Here is a 22,627-nt window from a genome sequence, read left to right as displayed (position 1 = left end):
TCTAAGCGCAGCTAAATATATTTGCTCAATAGTTTTTAAATCTGCGATAGGAACATGCTCATTAACTTGATGAATGGTATGGTTTCGCACTCCACATTCAATCACTTGCGTGTGCTCATTAGCAAAAAAGCGACCATCTGATGTGCCACCACTAGTACTAAGCATCGGAAAGCTGCCAGTGATTTCATGCACGGCTTGTTCAAGCTGCTGCAATAAGCAATTGCTTGCTTGATGCAGGGTATAAAATGATTCACACGGGCGTTCCCAAACAAGCGTTAGCTGTGATGCTAGATCTGCCAATGCAAACTGAATTTCTTCTTTAACGTCTTTACTTTTATAGCCATGACTATAACGTACGTTAAACGTGAGCTCACATTGAGCAGGAACAAGATTATCGACCACATTGGCAATATTAATTCCGGTCACTTGCAGTGTTGTAGCCGAACTAGCTTCATCTTTGTGCCAACTAATTGCCGTTAGGCGCTTCACAACCTCTGCACTTAAATGCGCTGCGTTTATGGTGTTTTCTGGATAAGCAACATGCCCAGCTTTACCTTGAATAGATAATCGAGCAGACAAAGCGCCTCTTCTGCCATTTTTAATGGTATCACCCACATGCAAATGACTCGTCGGCTCGCCTACTAGGCAACCATCAAGCACAACACCTTGTTTGGCTAGACGCTCAGCAATCAGTAAAGAGCCGTATTCAGCCTCGCCCTCTTCATCTGAGGTAATTAACCAGTAAAATGTGCCGCGTTTATTGCTATTTTGCGCTAAAAAACGTTTTGTTGCGCAAAGCATAGCAGCAACGCCGCCTTTCATGTCTGCTGCGCCACGGCCATAGATATTGCCATCGACTATCTCACCACTAAAAGGATCAACTCGCCAATCACCTTCTGCAGTAGGGACCACATCAATATGACCAGAAAAAGCAACGATAGGGCCATCACCAAAGGTGATTTTAGCAATTAAATTAGTAACATGATTAAAGCTAAATACTTCACAGTCAAAGCCGAGCTGGCTTAAATTACTTTCAAGCCAATCAATTGCACCAGCTTGAGCAGGCGTTACCGATTTAAATCGGATCAAGGTTTGTAATGTTTCTACCACGTCAGACTGCACTACTGAGCGCGTTGCTAACTCTGCATTTGATATCAAACTCATAATAACCCTAGTCAGTTAGAAAGCTTAGGTTATTACAACGAGAGATTATGACCGCAGTGTGAAACTTAAATTAATGATTTCCTTCTTCAATGAGGGTTTCTTGGGTTACCTTGGCAATATCTTTGTCTTCTTTGGTTAATTGTGTTCGCTGCCAACGACCAGCTGCGAACCAAAGATAAGTAATAATAGCCACAAGTACATTAGTAATAGCAAACGAATACCATATGCCCTGTGGTCCAAGTGAAGTATGCTTTGACAAAATATACGCGGTAGGAAATTGAATAACGCATTGCGAAAGCAGTGACACAACCATAGCATTGAGCATGTTTCCTGAAGCCCTAAATGCAGCAACCACACAAAGCTGCACGCCTATTCCGCCCCAAGTTAAACACATAACGCGAATGAACTCTGCGCCACCAGCAATCACAGACTCATCATCAGGAATGAAAAAAGCCACAAAGTATTCAGCAAACAGATAAGCAACAACGCCCACTAATGTTAGGCCTAGTAATCCCCAAAGCGAGGCTAAACGTGTTATTTGTGCTGCACGCTGTGGATTTCTTGCCCCCATGTTTTGACCAACCAAGGTTGAAACAGCCATTGAAAGACCCATTGCAGGGATCATCACCATTTGTAAAATATTAGAACCAACACCATAAGAGGCAATGGTGTGCGTACCAAAGCTGGCAACCAAAAACGACATAATGATTAAGCCAAAGGCTCTCGCAGAAAGTTCAACCGAGCCAGGAGCCCCTAAAAAGAAGGCTTGTTTCATATATTGCCAGTCTGGTTTAAAGCTAGAGAGTTTAAGTTGGATGCCGTGGCGGCCTCGCAAAAACACCCATACCCCGATTGCAGCCGCTAAGCTTTGCGTGATTAGTGTGGCTAGTGCAGCCCCCATTACGCCAAATCCAGCAAAGTCACCAAAACCAAAAATCAGTAAAGGGTCGAGCACAAAATTGAGTAATACAGTAGCGCTTACAATATAAAGCGGTACCTTGGTTTGCCCTATGCCACGCATTAAGGCTTGAAACATGGCATAAATAAATACAAACACAACGCCAATAAAAGATACATGCATAAATTTAAGCGCATCACCAAACACTTGATCTTCAACACCTAATAAAGTCAAAAAGTAAGGAGAAAGCACATAGCCTATTAAACCAAGTATGGTTGCGGTAATTGTCACCATTAACATAGTTTGGGCAGCAACATGGTTTACCTGATCTTGCTGACCAGCTCCCATGTATTGAGCGGATAAAATAGCGCCCGCCATTGCCAAACCAGAGCCAATAGCAATCACCAAAAAGGTAACGGGCATACTGACAGAAACGGCAGCCACTTGTTCTGCCCCTAAGCGCCCTACCCAAAATGCATCGGTCAACTGATAAGCAGACTGCAAAATATTGATTAAGATGATCGGGATACCTAATTTAAGTAACGCTTTTGAAATCGAGCCATGAAGAAATAAGTGCTGAGGATCAGCCATGAAAAACACCTAATTAAGCAAATAACCCTGTTAGTTTACCAGCCGCAACTGAATATAGAGTCAATAAGAGTCAATCTTTTTTTTGCTGTACCTGTTTAAAAACTTAATCTAAATCAATAAATGGCTTCACTTAGTTCAAACATTTTTGAAACTTTGATCTAGAACAGGTTTTGTCCGCTTCAAGTTAGTAATAATAGCCTCAACCAAATAAGACAAGTAGTTCGCGGAGAACAACATGAAAACTAAATTAAGCATTGCATTACTTACTTCACTATTAGCACTCTCTCCTGTTGCAAACGCAAACTTAAGCGTGAACGTAGGTGCAATTAATGTAAACCCTGATAACGACAGCTCAAAAATCAATGAAGCACCAACGTTAGGTCTACGTGCAGATGATGATACTCAGCTAGGTATTACTGTAGATTATGCGCTTGATGACAATTGGGTAATTGAATTAGTAGCAGCAACACCTTTTAGTCATGATGTTCAAGGTGCAGGTGGTTTAGCAGGTAACAAAATTGCGAAAATCAAACATTTACCACCAACACTTTTAGCGCAGTACCACTTCTTAGACTCAACTTATAAGTTCCGTCCATTTGTGGGTGTAGGCGTAAACTATACTGTTTTCTTTGATGAAGAGCCTTCAGCTGCACTAAAAGCAACACTAGGCACTGACGATGTAGAAGTTAAACTAGATGATTCATTTGGCTTTGCAGCTCAAGCTGGTTTTAACTATATGATGAGTGAAAACTGGGGCCTTCATGGCATGGTTTCACTAATCGACATCGATACAGATGCAACTGTTTATGCTGACGGCGCAAAAGCGTTAACTTCAACTGTAGAAATCGACCCAGTTGTTGCTATGTTCGGTGTTAAATACAAATTCTAACTTTCATTTTGTGAAAGCCCATACGCACAAAAAGGCCATTTATTGGCCTTTTTTATTTCCATTCATCTCCTAATACCAAATTGCTATTTGTCTAAATTTTAAGACAAATTCTGTCAACCAATAAATTTGAACTACACTTAAAACTTAAGCTACACCTTTATCATTGGTTATTAAGTCACCAGTACAAAATATCATCGAAACTATGCCCAAGAGCATGCAATATCTGAATTTTCAGAGCTGGTCAATTGTTGTCCCTATTAGCCAGCAATTATAAAATAACCATAATAATTTTGACGTATAGAATGTAAATTGTGTGATAACGAGGGGCGTTAGTTGAAAATATTTTTTAATTCTTTAGTTCTGCTTACGTGTCTTAATTTAACTGCATGTAAAGTAAAAGACCCGAACGAAGATAAACCAGATGAGCAAACGCAGGTCACAATCAGCGATCGCGAAAAGCTGCTTGCTGGTAGTGCAAATATTTCTTTTACGATCACCGATGAAAATCAAACACCACTAAGCAATATCAGTGTTACCTTAGCTGGGCAAAGCTATCAGTCTGATAGCGATGGTACTATAAGTGTTAGTAACCTTGCTTATGGCAATCATGCGATTATGGTTGAGCAAACGGGATATTTTCCGCGTGCAAGTATTGTCGTTAATCAACCAGACTCATCGACAACTACAGTCCAACTCCAAACTAAAGCATCGAGCAGTAAAAGCCTCTTATTTGCTGGCGATACCATGTTTGGCCGTCGTTATTTAGATCCCAATTTAAAAACCATGGGCACGTCTATTCCCGATGTAACTGATGCCTTGATCCATCCAGGTACAGCCGGGGCAGACAGTATTGCAATTACTGCTGATGTCGCAGCCCTATTTGAAAATGCTGACTTTGCATCAGTTAACCTAGAATCGCCAGTGACGACTAATCCAGCAACCGTCCATCCAACCAAAGAGTTCAGCTTTTTTAGTCTACCAGACTCACTGCAAGGGCTAACCGAGATAGGCATAGATTATGTTGGTCTTGGTAATAACCATATCTACGATTACTTGCAATCCGGCTTAGAAGATACCCTTATTGAAGTAAGCAATGCTGGCTTACTACATAGCGGTGCAGGACTTGATGAAACCCAAGCAATGACCACAGTGAGTAAAACACTTGAAGATGTAACGCTCGTGCTTTTTGCCGCCACTTCAATCACAGGGACAGAACACGAATACAGCTACATTGCTGATACTGAAAAAGGCGGGGCTGCAAATTTAACCGACTCGGATACAGTTAAATCTTCACTAGAAGAACAGGATTCTTCACAATTTATCATTGCCCAAATGCACGGAGGTGATGAATACACCTATTCTCCTTCAAGCTATATTGGCAGCCGGTTTGAAGCATTATCAAAGCAAAATACAGATCTCCTTATTGCTCACCACCCCCATGTAGCGCAAGGCTTTGCTGTCTATAACGATATTCCTGCTGTACTCGGTCTTGGTAATTTCGTATTTGACCAACCTCGCCTTGATACCTTACTCGGTGTTGCTGTGATGATCGATTTAAACACAGAAACGCAAACCGTCAACCGGGCTTTTGCTTATCCTATTTTTGTTGAAGATTATAAACCACGCTTTACAACAGGTTTTTTAACTCACTACTTATTAAGACGCCTTGCTGAGTTTTCTGATGACAATATCACTTTAATTCCTCGTGATAATTATGGTGAAGTCTATTTTAGTCAAAATCAGGCAACAAAGAGCACGACAGACGTCACTATTGAGGTAAATAGCAATAGTGACATTATTGACTTGCGACAATACGCCCCTTCATCAGCCGCATTCGTATCTGAGATCGAAGTAACCAGTGGCGAACTCAGTAGTATGGTCTTTGGCCGCGACATAATGGTGTTTGGTGATTTTGAAGATTGGGATAACGACAGCGAGGCGTTTGAAGTAAGCCGCTGGGATCACACCAGTGACAGCGTTTTTCCATGTACAGACCAACCTTATGCTGGCATTCAAGCACTTTGCTCAAGTCGTGACGAGTTCGATAATACGCCATCGATAATACCGTTTAGACATACAATGCGAGTGATGGAATTAACAGATGAAAATGGCGATCCACTTCTGAGTAAAGACTTCTCATTTTATGGTTATTTACAATCAGAAAATGGTGGAAAAATTGATGCTCTATTAAGTTATACAACCGAAATAGACGATCTTACTTTTTCACAACATAAAATAGATGTAAGTGAAGGCGGTGACCAAGCATGGCATGCATTTAGTCATGACTTTAGTTTACCGTCAGATGAGTTCACTTTAGGACCAAAAGAACTTCCACCAAGAGGTGTGAAACTGCAATTTAGACATTATGCACCAAGTACAGGTGAAGCAATCTCTCGCTTAGATAATGTTGCACTAATTAGCTGGCAAAATGCTATCAGCTTAGATAATGGACTATGGCAAACCGAGAAAATGCACGGTTTTGACTTTTTAAAAATCTCAGCAAGTGATGATACGAGTGTAAAAATTACGTTCACATTACTTGATTAAGGAGGAGATGTGTCTGCTGTTCAACAATTGTTGCGTTTAAAAAACTTGCGCGCATTTTGGCTTACTTTAAGCTTATTTTGTGTGGTCTTGTTAAGTAATATGTTCAACCTCTTTCAGGCGAGCAATGCTTTTTTCTATCAAAATTTAGAGTCACTAAGCCACACTCAACAAACTAATGTTGTACTTATTACCAGCGACCGCTTAACAGACAACCACCAGCAACTCGTTGAAAAATTGGTTGAATATCAACCTCGCGCGATTGTAGTGCTGGCTAATGAAACATTAGTCGCACCAAAACTAGAAAATGTCTATTACCCATACGCTGAGGGAGAATATTGCGTACCACAAATTGATAATTGGGCTACTTACCAAATGCGCATTCCTCAATCAAATGAGCTTGAATGCAAAAGTATTTGGCAGCAGATATTTAATTATGATTCAGAACACGTTCAACTTATTGACTTTGATTTAGCTGTCACTGCGCTGCCAAAATTTAGTGCTGAACGGGTGCTAAATGTTGACGTAATGAGTGAGCAACTTGAAAATAAGATTATTATCATTGGTCAAAAAGCGGCCGCTTTTAATGTCTTTATTCACGCCCCAAAAGTCGACGGCTTAAATGATCCTTTATTACTGATAGCCTATCTCGCTGACAGTATTGATAAACAAACAACTGTAAAACAACTAAATAGCTTACTGACTATTTTTATTGAGCTTGCGCTTGTTTTTGTACTGCTTTTTAGCTTTCAAAAACTGTCGCTCATATATTCTTTTATTATTGCCTTAAATAGCGTGCTGCTATGGTGCTTATTGGGCTATTTTTTCATAGAATTTAATCAACTTTTCATCCCAATCGGACAATACATAGTATTGACATTTATCACCTTATTTTGGGTAATTGTTGTTCGAAAGATGTCTGAAGATAACGAGCTGAACACTGTTGTGAACAATATTCAGCAAAAAATGATGGGCCGTTTTATCCCACAAAGCTTTATTGAGCAAGCCTCGCCGTGGGATCCAATCATTCAATTAATTAGCCAGCAGCTAGACTTAGAAAAATCAATATTCCTTGCCCGAAAAGAAGATGATCATCGTGTTGTTGAAATTCGTGCGATAAATTGTAATTTAGATGATATTCAAGAGATGCGTCGTGATTACAAGCGCACTCCTTACAGCAAAGCGTTAAAATCATTAGGGGTTGTACAAATTACCCGCCCCTTCTTTACACATATTAAAGAAGGTGAAATCGAATTTATGGCGCCCTTGGTTTATGCCGGTGACGTCCGCGGCTTTTGGGCACTATCTGTTATCCCTAACAAATACTTCAATCAGCAAGCGTTTGAAAAAAACGTCAATAAATTCGCAGCTCAAGTTGCTGAATTGCTTTTCCATTATCATATATTTAAAACGACTCAAGCGAGTAACAATAGCTTATTAAATCAATTACTAACCTTAAAGCTACATGAGCCGATTAGTGAGCAGGTTAAACAATCTATTAATGAAATGGAGCAAAAGCTAACAACCTTAGAAATGGTATTTAATCATACCCGCTCTGCCACTGTTTTATTTAATTTGTTTGGTCAAGTAATTCAAACAAACGCATCCCTTGAACAATTTGCCAAGCAGCACCAACTTGCGATTTTTGAAATGACGGCACTAGACCTACTTTGCAAGAGCTGTGATTTAGACGCTGAAATTGCTAAAGGGAAATTGCGTTATATCACTCTAAACAAAGCAGAAGTAGCCTTACCAGCTAAGTTTGGCGAACAAGACTATACCTTAAATATTAAAGCCCTACACACTGACAGCTCACAAGCGGCATCCGGTGAGCCTTTTCAAGTATCAGGTATATTATTTGAATTTATCGATAACCATGTAGCTCGTAATGAGGGGCAAGGTTAATGGATTTTGTGTTAGCACTCTTCCCTGCAGGTAGTGGCCTTGGTCAATCTGTTATTACAACAGTTTGGGTAGGCACTGCAGTTGTATGCTTACTTAACTTGCGCTTCGGCTTTCCATTAACAGGCCTTGTAGTACCCGGTTATATCGTTCCTTTGTTAATAATTAGTCCGACCTCTGCGGCAGTTATTATCATTGAAGCTATTGTTGTATATGCCTTAATGCGTTTTAGCGCACATTATATGATGGAAAAATTTGGCTATAGCCAAATGTTTGGTCGTGATCGTTTTTTTGCCATCATATTGATAAGTATCCTAGTTCGAGTATGTATGGATACCTTGTTTTGGCCGTTAATTGCAAACCAATTAAGTCGCTGGGATATCACCTTTGATTATGCTTCACAGCTCTACTCTCTTGGCCTGATCATTATCGCTTTAACAGCTAATGTAATGTGGAACGGAGGCTTTAAATATGGCTTAAAAGTAACCTTTATTCAGTTACTTATTACCTTTATTCTCGTACGTTTTGTGCTCATGCCTTTCACAAACTTTAGTATTGCTAACTTGGGTATTATGTACGAAGCAGTAGCTGCGTCGATTATTGCGGCTCCCAAAGCCTATATCATCCTAGTTATTACCGCTTTTCTTGCCTCTCGGGCGAATATTAAGTACGGCTGGGAGTTTAACGGTATCATGCTACCAGCACTTCTTGCCCTTCAACTTACTCAACCGAGTAAATTACTAACTTCATTTGCTGAAACAGCCATTATTTTGGCCGTTGGCGGGGCACTTATTCATTTTACTAGGCTTAGACACGCCAATATTGAAGGTGCCAGATTATTGATGCTGTTCTTCACTATCGGCTTTATTTATAAACTGATTCTTAACTACATTGTGGTCTGGTATTTCCCTGCCATAAAAGTGACCGATACTTTCGCGTTTGGTTATATGTTAGCGACCTTACTTGCTTTAAAGATTTATCAAAAAAACGCCTTAGGTCTTGTCGTCAGAGCAACATTACAAACTTCGATAGTGGGTGGTGTACTTGCCATTATCGTTGGCTTTATTGTTATGCTAATTCCTTCGATACTATCTAAGCCGAACCTTAAACCCGAAACTGAAATTCAGCATGTTATTACGCTCAATCAGCAAGTTAGTCAGTATAAAAGTTACCTTTATACCAGTCGCAGTAATAAAGTTAGTGTAAGTAGTTATAAAGCAAATCAAGCCGTTGCTGAGTTTAAGTATGCTGTTTATCAGCTAAATAAGGCAATCATTAAACAGCAAGATATCGCTGAGCTCTCAGCTTTATTTTCTAGCATTGGCTTTTTACTGCAAGGTGATGAAAACTATATTTATCTGATTGATACAATTGAAGATAGGCAACGCGGACTGTTTGTTTTCAACAAACAACCTAAAACCCCTTTATTAGTCACCGTGCCATTTCCAATTACTGAAAGTTTAGCCAGTGATTCTGCGGCCCTGATTTTCGAACAGCTACAAAGTAAAGCTTTGGTATTTGGTACAAGTAAAACGCCACAAAAGACCTTAGCGAAAGAAAATCAACAAAGCCCATTTTATCAGGCGTTTATCTCTGCATTAGAAGGTACAGAGATATTGCAAATTCGAGAGGCCAACCGCCATACTGCTACTTTGCTTTCAGACAAAACAATACACGCAAACAGCCAATATTGGATCTATAACCAATTACCGAGCTCAGTAAGTCAACGCGAGTTACATGATTTTGTCGGCAGTGAAACAACCTCTTTTGGCACGGCAACGAGTAGCAGCCTACCTTCTTCAAGCTTTTCTGGTTCAATGTTCGAAATGTTTTTAGATGGTGATAATTACACCAATATTTTAGCCAGTATATACCGTGATAATTTCAATTACAGTAATCTACAGTTGAATGAATTAAATGAAGAAATCAATCAAATAGTTGATATTTATTCGACTCACATAAGCAAAAAAGGCAGTTTTGACTATCAACCACTTTCTAATAGTCAGGTCGCACTTTGGGAGTTTGAAGTCTTAACGCCACTTTACAAGCTGATTGCTCGCATTGGTAATGATGCGCTGACTGAAGATATGCTAAACCAGCTAAAACAAATTAATGGCACCGCACAGCTTTTGAGCTATCAATTAAGGCTTGTGAAGAACAACAGTGGCCGTTATTTACTGCTGAGCCCGCTAGATACTCCTGCTGCATTACAACAAGGCCAAGGCATATTCCTATTTAATTTGACCGAACACGAAGCAATTACCTTAAGTGTCCCTAGACCTTTATTTGAAAGTAATACGTTAAGTTTTGCCAGTGAGTTATTTGCTAAGTCGAACGCTGCTAACCTACTCGTTGCAGGGGCGCACCCTTATGCACATCCACAAGCAAATGTATTAGCTGCAGATAATGTTGATTCTTTATTCAATATTATTCACCAAAGCTTCTTACGTTTTACACAAAACCAGCCTAGTTTGAATATTCAAATTCGCAGCCATAGCGCACCTTCATGGATACGCCCAAATGCAATCGCATTCTCAACAACACAAATAAGCGATACAGCGATCCCATTAATGAAGCAAGTTGATAATGAACTCAACGCGTTAGGTGTCAATTATCAAACAGTCATGGGGCAACAAGCCACTCGCGGTCTCGAGATTGGTAGCTCTCCGCAATCCGGTTACCAGCAGTTTAATGCCAATAGTGAGCTGGCAACCTTGTGGCTCGCTTCAGACTTTAAACAACAGTTTTCGATGGATCAAAGTAGTGTGTTACAACGTTTATTAGCCATTTCGAGTAACTCTAAGGTTAAGGTAATAAACCTTGCCACTCTATCGCCATTTAACTGGCAACCGTTGGATGTTAACAAGAACCAACAGCTACAAACCCTTGTAAATAACTATGTCGCTAATCAGCGTCTCACATCGTTGCGAGATTTTTGCTTCCAAATCCCCGCTTGTAGTTTACAAACCATCAAGCTGGAACACCTTGATAAATTCGCACTAATGATAAAGCAGAACAATAACATCCTTGCGATCTATAACCCGACAAACAATCAACTGATTGATGTAAAAGCATTTAACCTGCTAATGGGAGGAGGTCAGCGTGTATTTAATTAAACGCTTATTCGCCCTATTACTTATTTTGACATTACTTTTAGCTATATTTTTTGCAGGGCGCAGCTTTTTAGTGTGGCTAGACTCAGCAGAGCCCGTGGATGCACGTAGCAATACCGAAACGCGATCTAATGTACAGTGGTTAAGTAGCGAAAAGCCACTGCGATTTACATTTTCTAATCAGCGAACTCATTCATTACGAATTCTCTCGAATGCCGTGTTTGACCAATCTGTGTTTCTTGAATTACCGGTCAATTACGCAATTAAATACGTTCTATATGACGATAAAGGTAATGTGATTTTAGATAAAATTTACCATCACGCTTCAAAACTAGTTAACAATAGTGAAGAACAACAGATCAAACAAATAATAGAGAATAAACAATCACTAAACGTTGCTTCTGGGCAGTCTTTTTATTTGCCAATCACTCATTATCCAAATGCCAAAAGCCTTGATTTAACGCTGATCCCAGAAGAAAAATCACTACAAGGCGTGGTTGTCCGTGTTCATGCAAAAACCCCTGAACAAAATATCGACCCACTCAACAGTTGGCTTAAACGCCCTCTAGAAAGGCGAAAACGTGCCACTGACTATTTAACTATGGGTGAAAACACGCTAACCAGCGCTGAAATTAGTAATGCGATGGCATTTTGGTGGCAAAAAATTGCACCTCAAGGGATCCCTGGTATCGACTTTAAATCTGACATTTTGTATGAAACGCTACCTTACAATGTCACTACTTATGACTTTAGCATGCAGCAGCATGACTTAGGCGCTTATTACACTGAACTTGGCCTCTGTGCCAGTATTAAACTTGATGTGACTGACAGCCTTATTTTCACCGTCAACTCAGAGCAGCTATTACCATCGCTAACTTGGTATGATAAGCATCAGTTCAAGGCGCCAATACCAATCAGTGTATCTCCAACCGATAGCAAAAATAGCTATAAGACAGAGCTTATTGATGCAGGCCTAGTCACCATTTGTAGTGAAGAGCCATTACTGACAAATTGGCGAACAGCGTCAAGCACACCAATTTTAACGAGTTATGCAGGCAGCTATTTGGTGAACGAATTTGCCAGTGTAGATTTTGATATAGAGCCAAATAGTAATCTCAATATTGACGTTCGTGCATTGCAAAGTAGTCAGCTTAACGTGGTTATTTATGATGAACGTAACCTAGCAATAGAAGATTACACCGTGACTTTAAAAGGTGAAGTGTCAGACTTCGACCGATTAATCACCGATACAACTCAAAGACAGCGTGTCGGTATGCTCAATAGTTACTATTTACGTACCCCAGATAATGCTCATCATCTGAAAATTAGCGCTGAAAAAGATGTCTACGTTCGATTAAAATCTCGGTTAGCAGATTTCAATTATCAACGAACAATTTCTCATCAATATCTACCCGAGCCAATCAATGGTTTTTACGATATTGCCGCTTGGTATGAACAAAGAGCTGCAAATCATTATGAGTTAACGCAGCTAGCACATTTTACTAATATCCGTACTTTTACTCCGCCTAAAGAGCCGGATTTAGTGACAACTTTTTATCAATCTAAAGAGCTCTTTGCAAAGCTGCCATTATCAAATGTCGCTTTAGTGCTAAGTCCTGATCGCTATTTTATGCCGAAGTTACCACCGCAGGTGTTTAACTTTGGCTTATATAACAAAAATAACTATTCACCTTATGACGATTCTGAGGACAATAGTTTAGTTTATCGCTTAACTAACAAAAGCAGCAAAGAAGTCGCGGTGTCTGAGCTATCGGTCGAGGCATTAAAGCAATTACAGTCACAGGCGAAAACTATTTACCAAAATTGGTATGGAGATCGCCCGTGGATAAAGCAACGCATTTACCAACTTGATAAAAATACTCCTTTGACACTTGATTTCACAAAACAACAGCGCCCTATGAGCTTAGTATTTAAAGTGTTTCGTGCAAATAGCAGCGAACCTGTAGAGTTATCGCTTACACAAAATGCCGACTACAAAGCAGGGCTGACCAGTGAATACAGCATCGCTAAACAACGCTTTATGCTAAATCAATCGGCATTACTCGATGCTTTTTTAATTCACCCAAAAAATAGTCAGTTAACAAGCTATCCTAGCGTTACTCAAACAATCACTAATGACATTGCTGAGTTACACTCCCTAACACTGCAAACAACTGACACGGTGTGGGTTTCTATACTTGAGGAATATCCTTTGCAGGAGCAAAAAGTAAGGTGGTGGAACCATGAAAACTAAAATAATGATGATTATAGTTTGGCTCTTTGTATCTACATGCCACGCAACACCTAGTTTAAATGAGCTTACCTTGAGCTTAAAGTTATGGCTTGTTGATCAGCAACAGACTCCCACACACTTTAATGTCAACCAAGGTGCTCTATTTGCAAATGAATCTTTAAATTCCGGTGGTGAAATTCATTATAAACAGCAAGGTGAAAAGTGCATTGCTTATGCACCACATCGCTTTTATGACAAACACACACATACTATTGCAAAGGCACTATATGCACACTGCCAAGTATTTTTAAGCAACACTAAACACCGCAACGACCGTGATGAGCATGGAGAACTTATTGACTTTGGTAAGTATAAACCAAGCGCGAGTAATGCCTTTATTCTTGCATACTCTGAACATGTTGAGTCATTTTCGATTTATCAGATCCATGGTTACGCAAAAGAAAAAAGGAAGACTCCTGAGGGTAAAAAAGCTGATGCAATTATAAGTAATGGTCATGCAATACCTAGCAAGCGGACGATTGCAATCACAGCCTGTTTAAATGAACAGCTAGATATTACAGCTATGGTTTATGGCCTTGATGTTAAAGAACTTGGAGGCACCACCAATATTCTTGCATCGCTGGCTCCTAACAACAGTCAGTTTTTCCATATCGAGTTAAGTCGCCAGTTGCGTGAGCGATTAGTTTCTAATAACCAGCTATTTAAGTTGTTTAACCAATGCCTTATTTCATAATTGCTATTATTTTACTGCTGCTTTCAATGCAGCCTGCATACGCTGTTGATACAAATAGAGGTGTTCTTGAGCCCGCAATTTGGCTGCAAACCTCGCCAAAGCTCGCGCCCTATACCACCAGCCAAGATATGAACTTTAGTGCCAAGCAACATCGCTATCTTTGGCTTCCGAAAGGGCATTGGCTAGACATTGACCCTGAGCTTCTTAATAAATTCATTATTAGTGCGGGGAATACCCAATACATACAACAACGCCTACAAGTGCATCGCGATTTATTATGCGATACGAAGCGATGCCAACTCCCCGCTATGAGCCATAACCGAATTGTCGCCATCCAAAATCACCTAGATGAGGGTGCCACGTTCAGCGCTATGATTGGTCATATACCACAAAATGTAGATAGCTTTAGACGAGCCTTGTCGCTTGCTAAGCCCTCAGTTGTAACTAAAAACCGCAATGGCAGTGAACGTTATTATCAACTAAGCAAAGATGATGAAGTCACCTTGTTTTTCTCGGCAGCAAAAAAGCTTAAATTATCTGTTCGCCAAAATATGCAACAGCCTGATGAAAAAGGTGTTGTTTATGCGTATGTCGATAAACAATTGGTTGCTAAAATCAATACCATTAATAGCCAAGCATTAGAATATAAAGAACAGTCGTTAGGCCTTGAAAATACTGAGTACCTAGCCATCGCTGCCGGACAATACTTAACGATAAAAAGTAAAACCGATGCATTTATCAAACTAGAGCAAAGTCACCGCGCAATTTATGATGATAATGCTGCAGAAAAAGAACAAGAAAAATTACTGTTACCCTACTGGTATCAAGTCGCTGATGATGCCATTATAGCGGTTTATCGCGACCACTCATTGCAAGTGTTTAGTGATGATATATTTAAAGCAAATAACTCACTTGCCCTAAAACGCCGTACCAACTTGCTATCTATGATGACTGGGCAATCTCAGCTTAAGGGTAGTTATCGCACTTTGAACCCAGTTGAGTCTCAAAATAGTATGGTTACTGAACTCGCTGAGCAACGCTTAGTAGACGATCAGTTTTATCCGCGTATAAATCAACAGCTCCGCCTTATAAGCACTTTAAGCCAATCTGCACAGCTATTTGATTTATCTAGTGAAAAACGTGCAACACCTTGGTTAACTTTAATTGCAAGGAGTACTAAAGACAGCCAATTGAAACTATCTGCAGGTGAAAATAGTTGGTTAGTAAACCTAAAAGCAACAAATGACTTTCAAACATTATTTATCTCTGTGCCACTGAGCAGTCAGTCATTAACAATTCAAAGCTTAAGTAGTCAATCAAATAAAGTTGAGTTTGCGCTGTATGCAAGAACGCTTGCTGATCTGCCCAGCGACGAAGTGATATATCAACAAGCAGTTAATGCTAAGAATATAAGCCCTGCGATATCAAAACTGATTGCAGATGACCTACACAAACAACATGCTGATTATTTAGCGGCCATCGAGCCCTACGCGCCAGCACGTAAAAACGTCTCTGCATTTAATGCCGAACAATCATTATTAACAGCGAAAGACTTAGCTAATAGCGCCCCTCTCGATGCCTTAGCATTTTTAAAACCTCTGACCCAAAATGCGAATAAAACAATTGCTAAACAAGCTTGGCAACTTAGAGTCGCAATTTTACGTAAACAGCAACAGTTCCACTTAGCCAATAGTTATTTAGAAGGCCTATACAAAAGTACACAGCAATTAGAACTGAAGCAATTTGCAGCAAAAGCCTTGATTGATAGTTATCAAACAGAACGTCAAGATATTAAACTATTTGCACTGTGTGCAGGTAACTTAACAAGCATAAATGAGTGCCCGCCAGTTTTGATTAATTTAGCGGTAAAACAGCAAAAACATCGTTTGGCTGCGTGGCTGGCTCACTCATCAACTGTGCCAACTAAAGTGTCTGAAAGCTTTAAAGCGCTTAACTATCAAACTCTCAGTGCCCCTCCCTTCATTGATGAAGCGCGTTATTTAGTAAAAGCTGGTATGCAAGAAACCTTTATTAACAGCCAGAGGAAATATCAAAATACTATCATCACAAAAACAATGCCATGGCACTTTACAGCCCAAACACCTATTAATTTAGTTATTAAGGCTCGCACAGCAGCCAAGCAGAACGGTGAGTATCAAACCGCTTGGCTTATGGCTGAGAGTCAATATCAGCATAAACTCATGCCTATTTTTAGTGATATACCCGCAACTACTTTGTTTGTTAAAAACCAACAAGCGGCCTCAATTGCAGCCACACTAGTAATTCGCCTTAAAGCTGGTGAAGCGCTAAAAATAACAGCTGACCATACGAGTTATCTTGATGTGAGCTTCATTCCAGACTCTTTATTTAGTCAGTTCGATTATGTGTCTGACGCCGCAAATAAATCCCCATCAAATGATATTATGTCGCTTATCTACTCTGCAGACGCTACACAAGCCGAACTTTTATTAAATGGGCTTTATTTACTTAGTAAAAAGCGTCTTACCAATAACCAATACACACAACTTCTTCAGCGCTTAGAAACCTTAGGTGCGGATTCTAAGTCGACCTTTTTACAAAACAGAATAGAAAGTTATGGTCAATGGCAGCCATTAGATAGTTTGCTCGACTTTGCTGGTACGCGATTATTTGACATGCAAAGTACAGCACAAAGTAGCTTTGCAGATCGTTTTACATTGCTTAATACACAGGCAGGCTCCAATAAAGGCATACTGCTGCGCCCATTCCACACATTAAACATTGATTTAGCACAAACTGAAGGGCAACAAATTCGCTTTAAATTTAACTTTTCTACTGCTGAATTGGCTCGTGCAAATGTTGCTAACCTGTCATTACAATTAGCAAATGATCAAAAGATCTGGTCAGTCACAGAGCAGCAAAGCATTCCTTTCACATTTAACAAACGTGAATTGGATAACAACATCATTTCTGTCAGGTGGCTGAACCCGTACCTATCGCAGCATCTAACAATTGAAGCTGAACAATATGTTACAGGTCGCTGGCAACACCTAGAGCTGCCGACAACGTTACTCTTTTACACAGTGACACCTGATACGCCTTTAATGGCCAAATTACCTGCTGACAGACTCATTAAGTTAGAACAGATGAATGAATTTAAGCGAACAGAAAGACGTTTCTTCCACCCTGCGGGTAAGGTTGAAGTGACTGCAGATAAATTACAATACGTTCGTTTGTATAGCTGGCAGCTAAGTGAGCAAAGCAATAAAATTTCACCTTACTCACAGGCAAAAACCCTGTTGCCAGAACTGGTCACTTATCAAGCGCCAGAAAAGCCCTCTATTATCAATGAGCAGATAAACCTACATAGTGACGAATTAAATTGGCAGGGATTTATTCGCTACGATCAACAAACAATTTTCCAAAGTGCCGAAGATATACCTGCCCGTGAAGAAATAGATATAGGTGCCCGCTTACGTCTCAATGATGATAACCACTGGTATCAATTAGAGGGCTATTACTCTATGAGCGATAGCCAGGCTGATATTTTTGCCCTAAATGGTTACCATTCTTGGCAAGATGAAAACAGCCCATGGTATATCGACACGCAAATCAACTCACGTTGGCAGCCAAGCCATGATAGTTTTGACTTACAGTATACATTAGATGCAAGTATCAGTATTGGTCAGTCTTGGCAGCGCGATACTGTGCACCGCCACCAATGGCAAGTAACGCCTTACATTCGCTATAACAGCGCAGACCTTGATGATTACTTAGCAGATGAGCAACTAAACTCGAGCGTTTTCAACTTCTACCGTGAAAATCATGCATCTGGCTGGTTGAGTTATTACCAGTACCGTTATCAACCTTGGGTTGATAACTACCTTAATTTTGGTGTTTCCTCTGGTTCTAACGATGACTGGATAAGCCTAGACTACTTACGTTTCAACTCAAGTTGGAACCAATATTATCGTGGCCACATTTTTCAAGTTGGTTTAGATAGCTACTATCGCTTTGCCGATGAGCATAGAGCTACAGCCACATGGCAATACATCACTCGCTTTGCGTGGCAAAAACAAGTCAATTTAGGCAGTTTTACAAATGGCTGGCTGAAACTAAGCTGGCAGCAAGACTGGGTCTGGAACAATCATAATATTAGTCTCGAGTTTTCATCAGGTAATAACCAGCACACCGGCTTTGCACCTTTTGCTCATGATGAAATTATTTTCCCTGCACTTCAACTTAACCATTTGCTAGAGCACAGTGATTATGAGCAGTAAACAACTTAAACAACGCCTAGAAACCTTGCTATTTGCTGATATAGCTAGTTTTTGGCTAGACTTATACCGTCAGAAGTATCATGAACTTGTTGATGAATTAAGCCAATGGGAGCTGATAAAAAATCAACCTGACGATGACGATGAAGATGACTGGCTTTTATTACAAGCGATTGCTTTCCTTACTCACAAGATTGAAACCTTGCAGAATCAGTTGCTTAAACTTGATACCGACCATCGCCGTTTTGTAGAGCGTTTGAGCCATGCAGAGTTAAAAGCAGAACGTGAGTTTCACATTCTTGATTACGCATACATTTTAGGGGCAGACCGACTGCAGCTAAAAAAAGATCAAGAGGCTTTTCAGCGCTGGTTTGATGAAGGTGCGATGATTAATCGCTATCAAGATAAAACCTCTGAGCTTGAACAATCACTGAAATTTTTAATTGGTAAACTTGGGGATTTAGCGAATCGCTATTTACGTAGCCACGCTGACGAAATTGCGCAATCATGGCTGACTCTAAATTTAGAAAGCTTTTTCTTGTCGTTATTAGAAAAAACTGACAATGAAGCCATTCGCAACTCAATTTTTCGCGCTTTGGCAAATCAAGTGCAGCTAATAAGTGAATATGTAGATGATCCTGAGTTTAATGCCGAATTAGTAGAAAACTTACTACAGTCTCTTGAAAAAATAACAACCCCGCATGCTGCAAAAGTCGATATCTTAGAAATTTTAATTAATTTAAGGCCAACATTCACACGCTACTATATGCGCTCTCATATTGATTTAGAACTACCTGAAAATGAGCAAATTGACCGAAGGCAGTTATTTTTACTCAGTGCCTTTGCTGGCATCCTTAGCAAACAGCTTAACCTCAGTGAGGTTAACATTAAACTATTATTTTTACTCGCCAAACATCGCTACCCAAGAGTAAGGCAAAGTGTCTATGAGCTGTGTTCTGTGTTGCCATGGCCATGCTCGCAACAGCTTATTTTAGAAGGCTTACAAAATGAGACTCAACAGGCTGTTAGGTTAACTCTGATCAAGCAATTAGCCGATCCACGTTTCAGTGAGCATCAGCAAGGATTCAAAGTTTGGCAACAACAATTAATAGCAACGGCTAGCTTTGCTGAAAAGCGCTTATTACTCGAGTTAAGTCCTCGCATTATGTTTAACCTGCAAGTGGATTGCCATACAGAGCAGCAAGCTAATAGTTTATTTAAATCATTTGTGGAATTTTTAAATCAGCGCCTAGAAGATGAGCCAAGTCTCGCTATTCGCCGCATTATCAGCCGTGTACGGGAACAACTTGTCAGCTTTGTGCACCAGCAGCAAGTAGCACAACTTGAAGTTGACCTGAGCGCCCACAAAAATCTAGATTTAGCTGATTGGAATGAGCAGTTACTCGGCAGGTTATTAAGTAATCAAGCGCAAAATTATGAAGCCTACAATGTCAGTGCGCGAAAGAAATCATGGCAAGTACAATATGGCTACAAGCGAGGCTTTCGTTTTTGGCGACTTTGGCATGAATTCAAAACGCCGAGTACTGATAAACGCCAGAGTTTTAACCACTTGCATGCAAGAAAACCAAGTGCATTTATGCATGTACCCAGTAGTACAGTGGCTGAAATTAGTCAAACAGAAGTCCCTGGCGAACCACGCTTTGATGAACAGCAATTTAGTGCTCGTGAACACTTGCCATTACTCGACTTTCTTTTGAGCAGCCTTTCTCAAGACAACCTAAAAACGCCAGCAAAAACCTATACACCGGATGGTATTCTCATAGTGACCCCACCGAAGAGCCTATTTAAAAGGCTTTACTGCTATAGCTGGATATCGTTTAACTATGAAAAATTAAACGAACTGAGAAATGGCTCAGAAGTTGAACAAAAACAGTTTTTAGAGATATTAAAAAGTAAAGGGTTTACACTTGATTTTCAGCCGTATGGTAGCGTACTAGATACAAACTTCCCGGTAGAAACAAGTATCAGTAGGTTATATAACAAACTCGCAATTACACCATTTCTGTTTAATCTATGGTCAAGCTTTAAAGAGTATGCGTATTCAATTTACCAAAATAGCATAGGCCAGCTTATATTCTTTGTGCTCAGCTTTATTGCCTACTTTTGGGCAAGGCATTTGAAAATTAGTCGTCAAATAAAGTCTGACAGAGCACACATTCCGGTTTCAATTGGTGGTTGGGGAACGCGAGGAAAGTCAGGAACTGAGCGTTTAAAAGCTGCACTTTTTAGTAGCCTCACGTTAAAAGTTGTTAGTAAAACCACAGGCTGTGAAGCGACCATGATCTATGCCAGAGCCAGTGGTGAACAGTTCGAAATCCCTCTATTTAGACCCTTTGATAAAGCCAGCATTTGGGAACAAAGTGACGTTTTACACTTTGCCAAAAATGTAAATGCGGATGTTTTTTTATGGGAATGCATGGGGTTAACTCCGCGTTATGTCAGAATTTTGCGCAACTGGATGCAAGATAGCTTTTCAACTATCACTAACGCCTACCCGGATCATGAAGACATTTTAGGACCAACAGGTATCGATGTTGCTAATGAAACAAGCCATTTTATTGGTGAAAACAGCTTAGTATTCACCAGCGAGCAAAACATGGCCCCTATACTTGAGGCGAATGCGAAGCAAAAGAATTCAAATTTAATTCAGGTTCATTGGGCTGACGGCCTACAAATTACCGAAGATATTCGAGCCCTTTATCCATATCAAGAGCACCCTGCAAATATTGCTTTAGTTTGTAAAATGGCCAAACACATTGGCCTCAGCAAAGATTATGTATTTAAAGAAACCTCTGCGCGAATTATTCCTGATATCGGCGTATTACAACAGTTTCCTAGGGCACCAATAGGTTCTATAGAGCAGTCTTTTGTAAATAGTATGTCGGCAAATGAGCGCTTAGCAACGCTTGAGAATTGGCGCAGACTCAGCCTTTATGAGCTCAATGATTGCCCTAAGACACAAGTCATTGCATTAATTAATAACCGTAATGATCGTGTCGCTCGCTCGAAAGTATTCGCTAATATTTTGAGCCATGACTTAAGGTTTGACCGAATTGTAGTGATAGGTACTAATGTAGATGGCTTTTATAGTTATTTTATTAATGCATTAACAGAGCGAATTGATAAGCTCATTGAAAATAATGATATTGAAGAACTTGAAAGCCTATTGGTACAACTGAACTTATTTACTGCAGAGCAGCTCCATGCCCGCTTTGTCAATGCATATGGGCAAACCAATGCAGATAAATTAATGTCGCTGAGTGAAGGGACACTCAATAAAGCCTGCGTAAAAGAAATTCTCGGAGATATTTTAGACTCACAAGTAGGTGTTATTTTGAGTTATTTCTGCCACCACTTTCAACGAAATGCGCTTGCTGCTTTACAAGAAAACATAGCTGAAAATGCAAATGAAATAAAAGAGCGCCTATTAACTATTACTAAGTCTAAAATAACAGTCCATGAAAATAGTAACTTATCTGCCGATGAACTTACTATTTCAACCGCCGATTTAGCTCTGCCAAATACACATCAGGTTATTGTAGGCATGCAAAACATAAAAGGTGCGGGTTTAAACTACGTGTACGCATGGCAACAGTGGCAGAAAATACATCAAACCATTCGCCACTTATTTACTGAACAGTGTTCAGCTAAAGAGTTTCGTACCGCACTTACAAACTTAAATATGATTGTTTCGTTCAATCTCATTGAAATAGACTATATGAAACAACATTTAGCAACTTTAAAGAAAACTCACCTTGCGCAAAATGAGTTTTGCCAGGCTGAAATATCTAGCCTGTTAGAAAAACTTGAAGAAGATGAATCAAACCAGAAGCAGGAGCAACAACAAGCCTTACTTGTGAAATACTTCAATCAACTAATTGAATCATTTTTAGATGCCGGTGCTGCAGTAAAACGGAAAAAGCGCGCAAACCAAATTTATCGCGATATTGCAGATCAGCGTATCACTTTAGAAAAAGCGATTAAGCTACTCGGTAAACTTAGTCGCAATCAAAAGTCTGGATGGTTCGCGAACAAGTCAAATCAAGACTAACTTTATAGTTAGACCCAAGACCAAACCCTAATACTTACGGGTTTGTTTTTTTTGAGCTATAAAAAAATCTTGAAAAATCAGAAATTTCCGATCAAAAAACAAGCTTTTACAAATCATAAAGTTAAACGATTAAACGTAAAATCACCGCAAATCCGGCTTGTTCCTTAATTGAACAAAAGCCATTTAAAGCAGTAAAATTATACTATTCAAT

The 22,627-nt window shown here is 39.8% G+C and carries 10 protein-coding genes; 8 read left to right on the top strand and 2 right to left on the bottom strand.

Annotated elements, in window-relative coordinates; translation table 11 throughout:
- A partial coding sequence (dapE, locus tag L1D51_RS12520; protein ID WP_239963802.1) for a succinyl-diaminopimelate desuccinylase occupies positions 1 to 1,164 on the bottom strand: 1,164 nt, incomplete at its 3' end.
- 70 nt (positions 1,165 to 1,234) lie between these two features.
- The gene (locus tag L1D51_RS12515; protein WP_239963801.1) at positions 1,235 to 2,653 is read right to left on the bottom strand and encodes an MATE family efflux transporter; all 1,419 of its coding nucleotides are present in this window, start codon (positions 2,651 to 2,653) and stop codon (positions 1,235 to 1,237) included.
- A 235-nt stretch (positions 2,654 to 2,888) separates the two neighbouring features.
- On the opposite strand from L1D51_RS12515, the gene L1D51_RS12510 reads away from it, so the two are divergent.
- From L1D51_RS12510 to L1D51_RS12475, 8 genes are all read left to right on the top strand, one after another.
- Positions 2,889 to 3,542, top strand: coding sequence for an OmpW/AlkL family protein (locus tag L1D51_RS12510; protein ID WP_054561921.1), 654 nt, complete (start codon positions 2,889 to 2,891; stop codon positions 3,540 to 3,542).
- Between the two features lie 333 nt (positions 3,543 to 3,875).
- Positions 3,876 to 6,089: a CapA family protein gene (locus L1D51_RS12505; RefSeq protein WP_239963800.1), complete on the top strand. Its 2,214-nt coding sequence runs from the start codon at positions 3,876 to 3,878 to the stop codon at positions 6,087 to 6,089.
- A 9-nt stretch (positions 6,090 to 6,098) separates the two neighbouring features.
- Entirely contained in the window at positions 6,099 to 7,991 is a 1,893-nt protein-coding gene (locus L1D51_RS12500; RefSeq protein ID WP_239963799.1) for a CHASE2 domain-containing protein, read from the top strand.
- Entirely contained in the window at positions 7,991 to 11,104 is a 3,114-nt protein-coding gene (locus L1D51_RS12495; RefSeq protein WP_239963798.1) for a poly-gamma-glutamate biosynthesis protein PgsC/CapC, read from the top strand. The genes L1D51_RS12500 and L1D51_RS12495 overlap by 1 nt, the downstream gene beginning before the upstream one ends.
- The gene (locus L1D51_RS12490) at positions 11,091 to 13,355 is read left to right on the top strand and encodes a hypothetical protein (RefSeq protein WP_239963797.1); all 2,265 of its coding nucleotides are present in this window, start codon (positions 11,091 to 11,093) and stop codon (positions 13,353 to 13,355) included. Before L1D51_RS12495 ends, L1D51_RS12490 begins: the two co-directional genes overlap by 14 nt.
- Positions 13,345 to 14,088: a hypothetical protein gene (locus L1D51_RS12485; protein WP_054561925.1), complete on the top strand. Its 744-nt coding sequence runs from the start codon at positions 13,345 to 13,347 to the stop codon at positions 14,086 to 14,088. Before L1D51_RS12490 ends, L1D51_RS12485 begins: the two co-directional genes overlap by 11 nt.
- A complete protein-coding gene (locus L1D51_RS12480; RefSeq protein WP_239963796.1) occupies positions 14,073 to 18,347 on the top strand; it encodes a hypothetical protein in 4,275 nt (1,424 codons plus the stop codon). The genes L1D51_RS12485 and L1D51_RS12480 overlap by 16 nt, the downstream gene beginning before the upstream one ends.
- The gene (locus L1D51_RS12475) at positions 18,337 to 22,416 is read left to right on the top strand and encodes a poly-gamma-glutamate synthase PgsB (RefSeq protein ID WP_239963795.1); all 4,080 of its coding nucleotides are present in this window, start codon (positions 18,337 to 18,339) and stop codon (positions 22,414 to 22,416) included. Before L1D51_RS12480 ends, L1D51_RS12475 begins: the two co-directional genes overlap by 11 nt.
- Positions 22,417 to 22,627 lie beyond the last annotated feature (211 nt).

The organism is Pseudoalteromonas shioyasakiensis (assembly GCF_022398475.1).
In the GTDB taxonomy this organism is placed as follows: domain Bacteria; phylum Pseudomonadota; class Gammaproteobacteria; order Enterobacterales; family Alteromonadaceae; genus Pseudoalteromonas.
This window is presented reverse-complemented; position numbering and strand designations above follow the sequence as displayed.

Excerpts from the sequence above, each read along its gene's own strand:
- L1D51_RS12515 (WP_239963801.1), bottom strand. The coding sequence starts at position 2,653 with ATGGCTGATCCTCAGCACTTATTTCTTCATGGCTCGATTTCAAAAGCG.
- L1D51_RS12510 (WP_054561921.1), top strand. The coding sequence starts at position 2,889 with ATGAAAACTAAATTAAGCATTGCATTACTTACTTCACTATTAGCACTC.
- L1D51_RS12495 (WP_239963798.1), top strand. The coding sequence starts at position 7,991 with ATGGATTTTGTGTTAGCACTCTTCCCTGCAGGTAGTGGCCTTGGTCAA.
- L1D51_RS12485 (WP_054561925.1), top strand. The coding sequence starts at position 13,345 with ATGAAAACTAAAATAATGATGATTATAGTTTGGCTCTTTGTATCTACA.
- L1D51_RS12480 (WP_239963796.1), top strand. The coding sequence starts at position 14,073 with ATGCCTTATTTCATAATTGCTATTATTTTACTGCTGCTTTCAATGCAG.
- L1D51_RS12475 (WP_239963795.1), top strand. The coding sequence starts at position 18,337 with ATGAGCAGTAAACAACTTAAACAACGCCTAGAAACCTTGCTATTTGCT.